The organism is Escherichia sp. KTE52 (assembly GCF_000408325.1).
Lineage (GTDB): Bacteria > Pseudomonadota > Gammaproteobacteria > Enterobacterales > Enterobacteriaceae > Escherichia > Escherichia marmotae.
Genome location: NZ_KE138680.1, coordinates 1,846,271 through 1,859,735 on the forward strand (window position 1 = coordinate 1,846,271; position 13,465 = coordinate 1,859,735).

General features: G+C 52.2%; 11 protein-coding genes. 7 read left to right on the forward strand and 4 right to left on the reverse strand.

From position 1 onward, the window contains the following. Positions 1-44 precede the first annotated feature (44 nt). From fkpB to caiF, 7 genes are all read left to right on the forward strand, one after another. The gene (gene fkpB, locus A1SC_RS03080; RefSeq protein WP_000004655.1) at positions 45-494 is read left to right on the forward strand and encodes an FKBP-type peptidyl-prolyl cis-trans isomerase; all 450 of its coding nucleotides are present in this window, start codon (positions 45-47) and stop codon (positions 492-494) included. Position 495: 1 nt separating this feature from the next. Beyond that, positions 496-1,446 carry a 4-hydroxy-3-methylbut-2-enyl diphosphate reductase gene (ispH, locus tag A1SC_RS03075; protein WP_016249593.1) on the forward strand — a complete coding sequence of 317 codons (951 nt, stop codon included), beginning with the start codon at positions 496-498 and terminating at the stop codon, positions 1,444-1,446. A gap of 65 nt (positions 1,447-1,511) precedes the next feature. Then, complete coding sequence (gene rihC / locus A1SC_RS03070; RefSeq protein ID WP_016249594.1) at positions 1,512-2,426, forward strand: ribonucleoside hydrolase RihC; 915 nt, start codon at positions 1,512-1,514, stop codon at positions 2,424-2,426. A gap of 166 nt (positions 2,427-2,592) precedes the next feature. Continuing rightward, positions 2,593-3,414 carry a 4-hydroxy-tetrahydrodipicolinate reductase gene (dapB, locus tag A1SC_RS03065; RefSeq protein ID WP_000543592.1) on the forward strand — a complete coding sequence of 274 codons (822 nt, stop codon included), beginning with the start codon at positions 2,593-2,595 and terminating at the stop codon, positions 3,412-3,414. A gap of 456 nt (positions 3,415-3,870) precedes the next feature. Next, a complete protein-coding gene (gene carA, locus A1SC_RS03060) occupies positions 3,871-5,019 on the forward strand; it encodes a glutamine-hydrolyzing carbamoyl-phosphate synthase small subunit (RefSeq protein ID WP_001517722.1) in 1,149 nt (382 codons plus the stop codon). Between the two features lie 17 nt (positions 5,020-5,036). Next, positions 5,037-8,255 (forward strand): carbamoyl-phosphate synthase large subunit, encoded by a 3,219-nt coding sequence (gene carB, locus A1SC_RS03055; protein WP_001126327.1) that lies wholly within the window; start codon positions 5,037-5,039, stop codon positions 8,253-8,255. A 258-nt stretch (positions 8,256-8,513) separates the two neighbouring features. Further along, complete coding sequence (caiF, locus tag A1SC_RS03050) at positions 8,514-8,909, forward strand: carnitine metabolism transcriptional regulator CaiF (RefSeq protein WP_000333133.1); 396 nt, start codon at positions 8,514-8,516, stop codon at positions 8,907-8,909. 118 nt (positions 8,910-9,027) lie between these two features. Here caiF and caiE read toward each other — a convergent pair whose 3' ends face one another. The 4 genes from caiE to caiB form a co-directional block, all read right to left on the reverse strand. Then, positions 9,028-9,618, reverse strand: coding sequence for a carnitine operon protein CaiE (gene caiE / locus A1SC_RS03045; RefSeq protein WP_016262852.1), 591 nt, complete (start codon positions 9,616-9,618; stop codon positions 9,028-9,030). 5 nt (positions 9,619-9,623) lie between these two features. Continuing rightward, on the reverse strand, positions 9,624-10,409 hold the full coding sequence (gene caiD, locus A1SC_RS03040; protein WP_000004392.1) for a crotonobetainyl-CoA hydratase: 786 nt from the start codon (positions 10,407-10,409) through the stop codon (positions 9,624-9,626). Between the two features lie 106 nt (positions 10,410-10,515). Beyond that, positions 10,516-12,069, reverse strand: coding sequence for a crotonobetaine/carnitine-CoA ligase (gene caiC / locus A1SC_RS03035; protein WP_016262853.1), 1,554 nt, complete (start codon positions 12,067-12,069; stop codon positions 10,516-10,518). Positions 12,070-12,141: 72 nt separating this feature from the next. Then, on the reverse strand, positions 12,142-13,359 hold the full coding sequence (gene caiB, locus A1SC_RS03030; RefSeq protein ID WP_000349948.1) for an L-carnitine CoA-transferase: 1,218 nt from the start codon (positions 13,357-13,359) through the stop codon (positions 12,142-12,144). Positions 13,360-13,465: the final 106 nt, after the last annotated feature.

The window sequence follows — 13,465 nt, forward strand, 5'->3', positions numbered from 1 at the left end:
GGCCGCATCCGGCAAACATCCTCAAAATACAAGAGCAAACCTGCATGTCTGAATCTGTACAGAGCAATAGCGCCGTCCTGGTGCACTTCACGCTAAAACTCGACGATGGCACCACCGCTGAGTCTACCCGCAACAACGGTAAACCGGCGCTGTTCCGCCTTGGTGACGCTTCTCTTTCCGAAGGGCTGGAGCAACACCTGCTGGGGCTGAAAGTGGGCGATAAAACCACCTTCTCGCTGGAGCCTGATGCGGCGTTTGGCGTACCGTCACCGGACCTGATTCAGTACTTCTCCCGCCGTGAGTTTATGGATGCAGGCGAGCCAGAAATTGGCGCAATAATGCTTTTTACCGCAATGGATGGCAGTGAGATGCCTGGCGTGATCCGCGAGATTAACGGCGACTCTATTACCGTTGATTTCAACCATCCGCTGGCCGGGCAGACCGTTCATTTTGATATTGAAGTGCTGGAAATCGATCCGGCACTGGAGGCGTAACATGCAGATCCTGTTGGCCAACCCACGTGGTTTTTGTGCCGGGGTAGACCGCGCTATCAGCATTGTTGAAAACGCGCTGGCCATTTACGGCGCACCGATTTATGTCCGCCACGAAGTGGTGCATAACCGCTACGTGGTCGATAGCCTGCGCGAGCGTGGCGCTATCTTTATTGAGCAGATCAGCGAAGTGCCGGATGGCGCAATCCTGATTTTCTCTGCGCACGGTGTTTCCCAGGCTGTACGCAATGAAGCGAAAAGCCGCGATCTGACGGTATTCGACGCAACTTGTCCGCTGGTGACCAAAGTGCATATGGAAGTCGCCCGCGCCAGCCGTCGTGGCGAAGAATCTATTCTCATTGGCCATGCCGGGCACCCGGAAGTGGAAGGTACGATGGGGCAGTACAGTAACCCGGAAGGGGGAATGTATCTGGTCGAGTCACCGGACGACGTGTGGAAACTGACGGTCAAAAACGAAGATAAACTCTCCTTTATGACCCAGACCACGCTGTCGGTGGATGACACTTCGGATGTTATCGATGCGCTGCGTAAACGTTTTCCGAAGATTGTCGGGCCGCGCAAAGATGACATCTGTTACGCCACCACCAACCGCCAGGAAGCGGTACGCGCACTGGCAGAGCAGGCGGAAGTGGTACTGGTCGTTGGTTCGAAAAACTCATCCAACTCCAATCGTCTGGCGGAACTGGCGCAGCGTATGGGCAAACGCGCGTTTTTGATTGATGATGCGACAGATATCCAGGAAGAGTGGGTGAAAGACGTTAAATGTGTCGGCGTGACTGCGGGGGCATCGGCTCCGGATATTTTGGTGCAGAATGTGGTTGCACGTTTACAGCAGCTTGGCGGCGGCGAAGCCATTCCGCTGGAAGGCCGCGAAGAAAACATTGTTTTCGAAGTGCCGAAAGAGTTGCGTGTAGATATTCGTGAAGTTGATTAAGTCATTAGCAGCCTAAGTTATGCGAAAATGCCGGTCTTGTTACCGGCATTTTTTATGGAGAAAACATGCGATTACCTATTTTCCTCGATACTGATCCCGGCATCGATGATGCCGTTGCCATTGCCGCCGCGATTTTTGCTCCCGAACTCGACCTGCAACTGATGACCACCGTTGCGGGTAATGTCTCAGTTGAGAAAACCACGCGTAACGCCCTGCAACTGCTGCATTTCTGGAATGTGGATATTCCGCTCGCCCAAGGCGCTGCTGTACCGCTGGTACGCGCGCCGCGTAATGCGGCATCTGTGCACGGCGAATCGGGAATGGCTGGCTACGACTTTGTTGAACACAACAGAAGCCCGCTGGATAAACCGGCATTTCTGGCTATTCGTGATGCTCTGATACGTGCGCCAGAACCCGTTACTCTGGTGGCTATCGGCCCGTTGACCAATATCGCGCTGTTACTTTCACAATGTCCGGAATGTAAACCGCATATTCGCCGTCTGGTGATCATGGGCGGTTCCGCCGGACGCGGCAACTGTACGCCAAACGCCGAGTTTAATATCGCAGTCGATCCGGAAGCAGCGGCATGTGTCTTCCGTAGTGACATTGAAATTGTCATGTGTGGTCTGGATGTCACCAATCAGGCGATATTAACCCCAGACTATCTCGCCACGTTGCCGGAGTTGAATCGTACCGGGAAAATGCTTCACGCCCTGTTTAGCCACTATCGCAGCGGCAGTATGCAAAGTGGTCTGCGTATGCACGATCTCTGCGCTATCGCCTGGCTGGTACGTCCGGATTTGTTCACCCTCAAACCCTGTTTTGTGGCGGTGGAAACTCAGGGGGAATTTACTTCGGGCACTACGGTCGTTGATATTGACGGTTGCCTGGGTAAACCTGCCAATGTACAGGTGGCGCTGGATCTGGATGTGAAAGGTTTCCAACAGTGGGTGGCTGAGGTGCTGGCCCTGGCACCATAACCTGTCACATATTATCGGCATGTAGTCATTTACTGACTCATGCCTTTCACTGATATCCCTCCCTGTTTATCATTAATTTCTAATTATCGGCGTTTTTGGCTGGCGGCGTAGCGATGCGCTGGTTACTCTGAAAACGGTCTATGCAAATTAACAAAAGAGAATAGCTATGCATGATGCAAACATCCGCGTTGCCATCGCGGGAGCCGGTGGGCGTATGGGCCGCCAGTTGATTCAGGCGGCGCTGGCGTTAGAGGGCGTGCAGCTTGGCGCGGCGCTGGAGCGTGAAGGATCTTCTTTACTGGGCAGTGACGCCGGTGAACTGGCTGGAGCCGGAAAAACCGGCGTTACCGTACAAAGCAGTCTGGATGCGGTAAAAGATGATTTTGATGTGTTTATTGATTTTACCCGTCCGGAAGGCACGCTGAACCATCTGGCATTTTGTCGCCAGCATGGCAAAGGGATGGTGATTGGCACGACGGGTTTTGATGACGCAGGCAAGCAGGCGATTCGTGATGCCGCCGGGGATATTGCGATTGTCTTTGCCGCCAACTTTAGTGTCGGTGTTAATGTGATGCTTAAGCTGCTGGAGAAAGCCGCTCAGGTAATGGGTGACTACACGGATATCGAGATTATTGAAGCACATCACAGGCATAAAGTGGATGCGCCGTCGGGCACTGCGCTGGCGATGGGAGAGGCGATTGCCCATGCACTGAACAAAGATCTGAAAGATTGCGCAGTTTACAGCCGTGAAGGTCATACCGGTGAACGAGTGCCAGGCACCATTGGTTTTGCCACCGTCCGTGCCGGCGACATCGTTGGCGAACATACCGCCATGTTTGCCGATATTGGCGAACGTCTGGAGATTACGCATAAGGCTTCCAGCCGCATGACCTTTGCTAACGGCGCGGTAAGATCGGCTTTGTGGCTGAATGGCAAAGAAAGTGGGCTTTTTGACATGCGAGATGTGCTTAATCTCAATGCGTTATAACAACAAAACATTAGTGTTGATGCAAAAATAACGCATCTAACTTTATAATTATAAAGGGCTTTAAATTTTAGCCCTTTTATTTTGATTGTTATTATTGTTAATTGGTGTGAGTTGCTAAAAATATCATGTTTTGTTGGTGATTTTTGTTGTTTTAATGTAAATTTTGACCGTTTGGTCCACTTTTTATCTGACGAAATTGGTTTTATACATTCTTCTCTCTGCGCAAGCGTTTTCCAGACTATGTTAGATGATATTTTTTCCGCTTAATGCCATCAAAATATGTGTGATGCATAAAATCATATAATAAATACCGCGATTGAGTTGACTTTTAGCTTCCATATCTCCAGAATGCCGCCGTTTGCCAGAAATTCGTCGGTAAGCAGATTTGCATTGATTCATGTCATCATTGTGAATTAATATGCAAATAAAGTGAGTGAATATTCTCTGGAGGGTGTTTTGATTAAGTCAGCGCTATTGGTTCTGGAAGACGGAACCCAGTTTCACGGTCGGGCCATAGGGGCAACAGGTTCGGCGGTTGGGGAAGTCGTTTTCAATACTTCAATGACCGGTTATCAAGAAATCCTCACTGATCCTTCCTATTCTCGCCAAATCGTTACTCTTACTTATCCCCATATTGGTAATGTCGGCACTAATGACGCCGATGAAGAATCCTCCCAGGTACATGCACAAGGTCTGGTGATTCGCGACCTGCCGCTGATTGCCAGCAACTTTCGTAATACCGAAGACCTCTCTTCTTACCTGAAACGCCATAACATTGTGGCGATTGCCGATATCGATACCCGTAAGCTGACGCGTTTACTGCGTGAGAAAGGCGCACAGAATGGTTGCATCATCGCGGGCGATAACCCGGATGCGGCGCTGGCGTTAGAAAAAGCCCGCGCGTTCCCTGGGCTGAACGGCATGGATCTGGCAAAAGAAGTGACTACTGCTGAAGCCTATAGCTGGACACAAGGGAGCTGGACGCTGGCTGGCGGCCTGCCGGAAGCGAAAAAAGAAGACGAGCTGCCGTTCCATGTGGTGGCCTACGATTTCGGTGCTAAGCGCAACATCCTGCGGATGCTGGTGGACAGAGGCTGTCGCCTGACTATCGTTCCGGCGCAAACGTCTGCTGAAGACGTGCTGAAAATGAATCCGGACGGCATCTTCCTCTCGAACGGTCCTGGCGACCCGGCTCCATGCGATTACGCGATTACCGCCATCCAGAAATTCCTCGAAACTGACATCCCGGTATTTGGCATCTGCCTCGGTCATCAGTTGCTGGCGCTGGCCAGTGGCGCGAAGACGGTCAAAATGAAATTTGGTCATCATGGCGGCAACCATCCGGTTAAAGATATTGAGAAGAATGTGGTGATGATTACCGCCCAGAACCACGGTTTTGCGGTGGACGAAGCAACATTACCTGCAAATCTGCGCGTGACGCATAAATCCCTGTTCGACGGTACGTTACAGGGCATTCATCGCACCGATAAACCGGCATTCAGCTTCCAGGGGCACCCTGAAGCCAGCCCGGGGCCGCACGACGCAGCTATGTTGTTCGACCACTTTATCGAGTTAATTGAGCAGTACCGTAAAACCGCTAAGTAATCAGGAGTAAAAGAGCCATGCCAAAACGTACAGATATAAAAAGTATCCTGATTCTGGGTGCTGGCCCGATTGTTATCGGCCAGGCGTGTGAGTTTGACTACTCTGGCGCGCAAGCATGTAAAGCCCTGCGTGAAGAGGGTTACCGCGTCATTCTGGTGAACTCCAACCCGGCGACCATTATGACCGATCCGGAAATGGCCGATGCGACCTACATTGAGCCGATTCACTGGGAAGTAGTACGCAAAATTATCGAAAAAGAGCGCCCGGATGCAGTTCTGCCAACGATGGGCGGCCAGACAGCGCTGAACTGTGCACTGGAACTGGAGCGCCAGGGCGTACTGGAAGAGTTCGGCGTAACCATGATTGGTGCCACCGCCGACGCGATTGATAAAGCAGAAGACCGTCGCCGTTTCGACGTGGCGATGAAGAAAATCGGTCTGGAAACCGCGCGTTCCGGTATCGCGCACTCAATGGAAGAAGCACTGGCGGTTGCTGCTGACGTGGGCTTCCCGTGCATCATTCGCCCCAGCTTCACTATGGGCGGTAGTGGTGGCGGTATCGCTTATAACCGCGAAGAGTTTGAAGAAATTTGCGCTCGCGGTCTGGATCTCTCCCCAACCAAAGAGCTGCTGATTGACGAGTCGCTGATTGGCTGGAAAGAGTACGAGATGGAAGTGGTGCGTGATAAAAACGACAACTGCATCATCGTCTGCTCTATCGAAAACTTCGATGCGATGGGCATCCACACCGGTGACTCCATTACCGTAGCGCCAGCCCAGACGCTGACCGACAAAGAATATCAAATCATGCGTAACGCCTCGATGGCGGTACTGCGTGAAATCGGTGTTGAAACGGGCGGTTCCAACGTCCAGTTTGCGGTTAACCCGAAAAACGGTCGTCTGATTGTTATCGAAATGAACCCGCGTGTATCCCGCTCTTCGGCGCTGGCGTCGAAAGCCACTGGCTTCCCGATTGCCAAAGTGGCGGCGAAACTGGCGGTCGGTTACACCCTCGACGAACTGATGAACGACATCACCGGCGGTCGTACTCCGGCCTCTTTCGAGCCGTCCATTGACTACGTGGTCACCAAAATTCCTCGCTTTAACTTCGAGAAATTTGCCGGGGCTAACGACCGTCTGACCACCCAGATGAAATCGGTTGGTGAAGTGATGGCGATTGGTCGCACGCAGCAGGAATCGCTGCAAAAAGCCCTGCGCGGCCTGGAAGTGGGCGCGACCGGTTTCGATCCGAAAGTGAGCCTCGATGATCCGGAAGCCCTGACTAAAATCCGCCGTGAACTGAAAGATGCAGGCGCAGAGCGTATCTGGTACATCGCAGATGCCTTCCGTGCGGGCCTGTCTGTAGACGGCGTCTTTAACCTGACCAACATTGACCGCTGGTTCCTGGTACAAATTGAAGAGCTGGTGCGTCTGGAAGAGAAAGTGGCAGAAGTGGGTATCACTGGCCTGAACGCTGACTTCCTGCGCCAGTTGAAACGCAAAGGTTTTGCCGATGCGCGTCTGGCTAAACTGGCAGGTGTGCGCGAAGCGGAAATCCGCAAACTGCGCGACCAGTACAACCTGCACCCGGTCTACAAACGCGTTGATACCTGTGCCGCAGAATTTGCGACTGACACTGCGTACATGTACTCCACCTATGAAGATGAGTGCGAAGCGAATCCGTCCACGCGTGACAAAATCATGGTGCTCGGCGGCGGCCCGAACCGTATCGGCCAGGGTATCGAGTTTGACTACTGCTGCGTACACGCCTCGCTGGCGCTACGCGAAGACGGTTTTGAGACCATTATGGTTAACTGTAACCCGGAAACCGTCTCCACCGACTACGACACTTCCGACCGTCTCTATTTTGAGCCGGTAACCCTGGAAGATGTGCTGGAAATTGTGCGCATCGAGAAACCGAAAGGCGTTATCGTCCAGTACGGCGGTCAGACTCCGCTGAAACTGGCGCGCGCGCTGGAAGCCGCTGGTGTACCGGTTATTGGCACCAGTCCGGATGCCATCGACCGTGCGGAAGACCGTGAACGCTTCCAGCACGCGGTTGACCGTCTGAAACTGAAGCAACCGGCGAACGCCACCGTTACTGCTATTGAGATGGCAGTTGAGAAGGCGAAAGAGATTGGTTACCCGCTGGTGGTGCGTCCGTCTTATGTTCTTGGCGGTCGGGCGATGGAGATCGTCTACGACGAAGCCGACCTGCGTCGTTACTTCCAGACCGCGGTGAGCGTGTCCAATGATGCCCCCGTGCTGCTGGATCACTTCCTCGATGATGCGGTAGAAGTCGATGTGGACGCTATCTGCGACGGCGAAATGGTGCTGATTGGCGGCATTATGGAACATATTGAGCAGGCTGGTGTGCACTCCGGTGACTCAGCGTGTTCTCTGCCTGCATACACGTTAAGTCAGGAAATTCAGGATGTAATGCGCCAGCAGGTGCAGAAACTGGCCTTCGAATTGCAGGTGCGCGGCCTGATGAACGTGCAGTTTGCAGTGAAAAACAACGAAGTCTACCTGATTGAAGTTAACCCGCGTGCGGCGCGTACCGTTCCGTTCGTCTCCAAAGCCACCGGTGTTCCGTTGGCGAAAGTGGCGGCACGCGTGATGGCAGGTAAATCGCTGGCTGAGCAGGGCGTGACTAAAGAAGTTATCCCGCCGTACTACTCGGTGAAAGAAGTGGTACTGCCGTTCAACAAATTCCCGGGCGTTGACCCGCTGTTAGGGCCAGAAATGCGCTCTACCGGGGAAGTGATGGGTGTTGGTCGCACCTTCGCTGAAGCGTTTGCTAAAGCACAGTTGGGCAGCAACTCCACGATGAAGAAACAGGGCCGTGCGCTGCTCTCCGTGCGCGAAGGCGACAAAGAGCGTGTAGTGGACCTGGCAGCAAAACTGCTGAAGCAGGGCTTCGAGCTGGATGCAACCCACGGTACAGCGATTGTGCTGGGTGAAGCGGGCATCAACCCGCGTCTGGTTAACAAGGTGCATGAAGGTCGTCCGCACATTCAGGATCGTATTAAGAATGGCGAATATACCTATATCATCAACACCACTTCAGGCCGTCGCGCGATTGAAGACTCCCGCGTGATTCGTCGCAGTGCGCTGCAATATAAAGTGCATTACGACACCACCCTGAATGGCGGTTTCGCTACCGCAATGGCGCTGAATGCCGATGCGACCGAAAAAGTGATTTCGGTACAAGAAATGCACGCGCAGATCAAATAATGGAGTGTCATGGCGGATATGTTTTATCCGCCATTTTGATCAAATATCTAATACGGTTCTCTGATGAGAACCGTTTTTTTACCAATAAGGAAAATCTTTCCTGAAATCTATATTTTTGATGATGTAAGCAGGATTTAGCTCACACTTATCAACAGTGAAGTTGCATATTATCGATATAACTACAATTTTAATATGGCCTTGTTTAATTGCTTAAAACGAGTCATAGCCAGATTTTTAATTTGTGAAACTGGAGTTTGTATGTGTGAAGGATATGTTGAAAAACCACTCTATTTGTTAATTGCCGAATGGATGATGGTTGAAAACCGGTGGGTGACGGCAAGAGAGATCTCTATTCATTTCGATATTGAACACAGCAAGGCGATTAATACCCTGACTTATATTCTGTCGGAGGTCGCAGAAATAAGCTGCGAAGTTAAGATGATCCCTAATAAGCTGGAAGGGCGGGGATGTCAGTGTCAGCGGTTAGTAAAAGTGGTTGAGATTGATGCACAAATTTATGCGCGTCTGCGGAATAATAGCCGGGAAAAATTAGTCGGCGTAAGAAAGACGCCGCGTATTCCGACCGTTCCGCTCACGGAGCTTAACCGCGAGCAGAAGTGGCAGATGATGTTATCAAAGAGTATGCGTCGTTAATTTAATCTTGTGGATATCGCGAGACCTGGTTGCCGGATGCGATGCTGGTGCATCTTATCTGGCCTACGGGGGCTCTCCGGCCAGGTCGGATAAGGCATTTACGCCACGTCCGACGATGTTACCGCTTTGGCGTCACATTCGTCGTCCCCTGTAAACGGGGGCGATTTTCCTCCATTTGCCTCAACGGCTGTGTTTCTCGTAACGATGCATGGCAGCGCCCGACCAAATCCTGATATTCTTTGGTATTCAACCGCTTCCAGTGCAACTCTTCATCGCTGACGCTGCGCACCGCACGGGCTGGCGTGCCCATCAACAACTGACGTTTCTCGCCGCTAAAGCCCGCTTTGACAAAACTCATGGCGGCAACAATGCTTTCTTCGCCAATGACCGCGCCATCCATAATCACGCTGTTCATCCCGACCAGGGCATCACGGCCAATCATACTGCCATGCAGGATAGCACCATGACCGATATGACCGTTTTCCCCCACAATGGTGTCAGTGTCGCAGTAGCCGTGCATGATGCAGCCATCCTGAATATTGGCTCCTGCTTGTACAATCAGCCGTCCGTAATCACCGCGTAGCGAGGAGAGGGGGCCGATGTAAACGCCGGCTCCCACAATTACATCGCCAATCAATACTGCACTGGGATGAACAAACGCCGTCGGGTGAACCACCGGAATTAACCCTTCAAAGGCGTAATAGCTCACGGTTGTTAACGCCCTTTCCACACTGGATCGCGCTTCTCAGCAAACGCCAGTGGCCCTTCAATGGCATCTTCCGAATGCAGCACTGCAGGGTAATGTTGCAACACGCCGCTGCGAATAAAACGATACGCCTCTTCGACCGGCATTTCGCTGGTGGTGCGGTAGATCTCTTTTAGCGCCGCAATCGCCAGCGGGGCGCTATTAACCAGTTGCTGTGCCAGTTCGCGGGCGTTATCCATTAGCTCCGCCTGGCTAACCACGCGGTTGACAATCCCCCAACGCAGCGCCTCTTCTGCGCCCATCCGTCTGCCAGTCATCACCATTTCATTGACGATAGCAGGCGGCAGGATCTTCGGCAGACGCAGCACGCCGCCGCTGTCCGGAACGATGCCCAGTTTAGCTTCCGGTAGGGCAAAACTGGCGTTATCGGCACAAACAATAAAATCTGCTGCCAGCGCCAGTTCAAAGCCACCGCCAAAGGCGTAGCCGTTCACGGCTGCGATGACCGGTTTATCGAGATTGAAAATTTCAGTTAATCCGGCAAAACCGCCTGGGCCGAAGTCAGCATCTGGTGCTTCGCCTTCTGCTGCCGCTTTTAAATCCCAGCCAGCGGAAAAGAATTTTTCTCCGGCACCGGTAATAATGGCGACGCGTAATTGCGGATCGTCACGGAAATTAAGAAATGCTTCGCCCATTTCAAAGCTGGTTTTAGCATCAATTGCATTAGCTTTTGGACGGTCAAGGGTAATTTCCAGAATTGATCCATTGCGGGTCAGATGTAATGATTCACTCATTCCTTTTCTCCATTTTTGCTTTTTCAGGGACGACAATGCCCTGCAAAAAATGCATATTATTTTATGGTGTGATTATTAGCTGGCGAGATAATTCCCGCGGTTTCATTTATTTAAGATTCTTTCTGATTATTTTCCCCGAACAGTTACGCGGCAGATCTTTTCTGATTTCCAGATAAGATGGCACTTTAAATTTCGCCATATTCTGCTCACAGAAGAAAAAAAATTCTTCTTCGCTCAATGTTTCGCCTTCATTCAGCACCACAAACGCTTTGATGGCTTCATCACGAATAGAATCTTTAATACCAACGACCACAATGTCCTGAATTTTTGGATGCGCGGAGATAATATTTTCCAGCTCTACACAAGAGACATTCTCGCCACCGCGTTTGATCATATTGCAGCGGCGATCGACGAAGTAAAAAAAGCCCTCTTCGTCGCGGTATCCCGTATCGCCGGTATGCAACCAGCCATCGGCTTCCAGGACTCTGGCGGTGGCCTGCGGATTGAGAAAATATTCTTTGAAGATGGTTTTCCCTGGTTCGCCTTTAATGCAGATTTCGCCAATCTCCCCCGCGGGGAGTGGGCGATTGTGATCGTCGCGGATCTCCGCTTCGTAGCAAAATCCTGCACGACCAATCGACGGCCAGCGACGCTTATCGCCGGGGCGATCGCCGATAATGCCGACGATGGTTTCTGTCATCCCGTAAGACGTCAGCAAGCGGACGCCGAAGCGTTCACAAAACGCGTCTTTTTCCTGCACTGACAGGTTGAGGTAAAACATCACTTCCCGCAGGCAGTGTTGCCTATCGTTCGCAGAAGGTGGTTGTACCATCAGGGTGCGGATCATCATCGGAATACATTCGGTGACGGTGGCGCGATACTTTTGTACTTGCCCCCAGAAGGCGCGGGCGCTGTATTTTTCCACCAGCACAAAGGTCGCACCCGCCGAAAATGCCGCCATCGCCGCAGTACACTGGCAATCGATATGAAACGCAGGCATCACCGTCAGGTAGACATCATCGTCACGCACTGCACATTGCCAGGCGGAGTAATATCCGGCGAAGCGCAGATTGTAATGGGTAATTACCACCCCTTTCGGGCGGGAGGTTGTACCGGAGGTAAAAAGAATTTCCGCCGTATCGTCGGTCGATAACGGCGGTGCATAGCACAAGGTTGCAGGTTGCTGAGTTTTTAGTTGTGCAAACGAACTGGCACCATCACCAGCGGGAAGCGCCACATCGGTCAGGCAAATATGCCGTAGTTGCGTGGCATCTTCCTGCTGAATCTGCCGATACATAGGATAAAATTGTGCACTGGTCACCAACAGACACGCCTGGCTGTTTTGCAGGATCCACGCGCTCTCTTCACGCAGCAGTCGGGCATTAATCGGCACCATAATCGCGCCAATTTTTGCCAACCCGAACCAGCAAAAGATAAACTCCGGGCAGTTGTCGAGATGCAGCGCGACCTTGTCGCCTTTGCGAATTCCCAGCGTATAAAACAGGTTTGCCGTGCGGTTAATTTCTTGATTTAACTCAAGATAACTATACCGGTTGACGTTCCCGCCGCTGGATTCACAAATTAGCGCCGTTTTATGACCGTAAACGTCCGCCAGATCGTCCCACATTTGACGTAGATGTTGTCCGCCAATGATATCCATTGCACCTCTATCCATTTTGTTCGTTTGTTATTGGGCGGGTGCTAGTCAGGCAAGCCAACTAGCACCACGCGTTTAGTCCTCAACTTTGGCCAGACCTTTGCTGACCAACTCCTGAATGTCGTTTTCGCTGTAGCCGATGGTTTTCAAAATGGCAGCGGTGTCCATGCCGTGCGACGGCATTCCGCGCCAGATTTGGCCAGGGTTATTTTTGAATTTCGGCATAACGTTCGGCCCTTTGCAGGTACGGCCATCCATCGTTTGCCACTGGGTGATTGATTCGCGGGCAACGTACTGTGGATTGCTTTCCAGCTCCGGCACGGTCAGCACTTTGGCGCAGGCGATATTCAGTTCGGCAAAGCGTTCTTTTACTTCTGCTATCGTGTGTGCCGCCAGCCAGGCATCGAGTTTCTCTTCTACCAGAGGGCCGTAAGGGCATTCGATACGGTGGATAAGCTGAGTGCCTTGCGGAATTTCCGGTGTACCGAGCAGATGCTCGAGGCCAATATCTTTAAAGCACTCTGCAATCTGGGTAATGCCCACCAGTTCCATCACGATGTAGCCATCGGCACATTTGTACAGACCGCAACCGGCGTAGTAGGGATCTTTCCCTTTGGTCATGCGCGGGCACATTTCGCCGCCGTTGAAGTAGTCCATCATGAAGTACTGACCCATGCGCAGCATCACTTCATACATGGCGATGTCGATGCTTTCGCCTTTGCCGGTTTCGCGCACTTTATGCAGTGCTGCCAGCGCCGCGGTGGTGGCGGTCAGGCCGGAGAAGTAGTCAGCGGTGTACGGGAAAGCAGGCATTGGCTGGTCAACATCGCCGTTCTGAATCAGGTAGCCACTGAAGGCCTGTGCAATGGTGTTATAGGCTGGAAGATTGGTGTACTCCTCGGTGCCATACTGACCAAAACCGGACAGGTGAGCGATAACCAGTTTCGGGTTGTGCTGCCATAGCACTTCATCAGTAATGCCACGGCGAGCAAAGGCCGGGCCTTTACTGGCTTCGATGAAGATATCGGTGGTTTCCATTAATTTCAGAAACGCTTCGCGGCCTTCATCTTTGAAGATATTTAACGACAGCGCGTGCAAATTGCGGCGGGAAAGCTGCGGGTAATTTGGTTGAACGCGGATGGTGTCGGCCCAGGCGACGTTTTCGATCCAGATAACTTCTGCGCCCCATTCTGCGAACATTTGTCCGGCGAACGGCCCGGCGATTTCGATACCGGAGAAGACAACCCGTAATCCGGCCAGCGGCCCGAATTTCGGCATCGGTAGATGATCCATTATTAGCTCCTGAAAAATGTGTGTAGCCTTTGTAAGCCTGATAAGCGAAGCGCATCAGGCATCGCCGCACGGTTGCCGGATGCGGCGTAACCGCCTTATCCGGCCT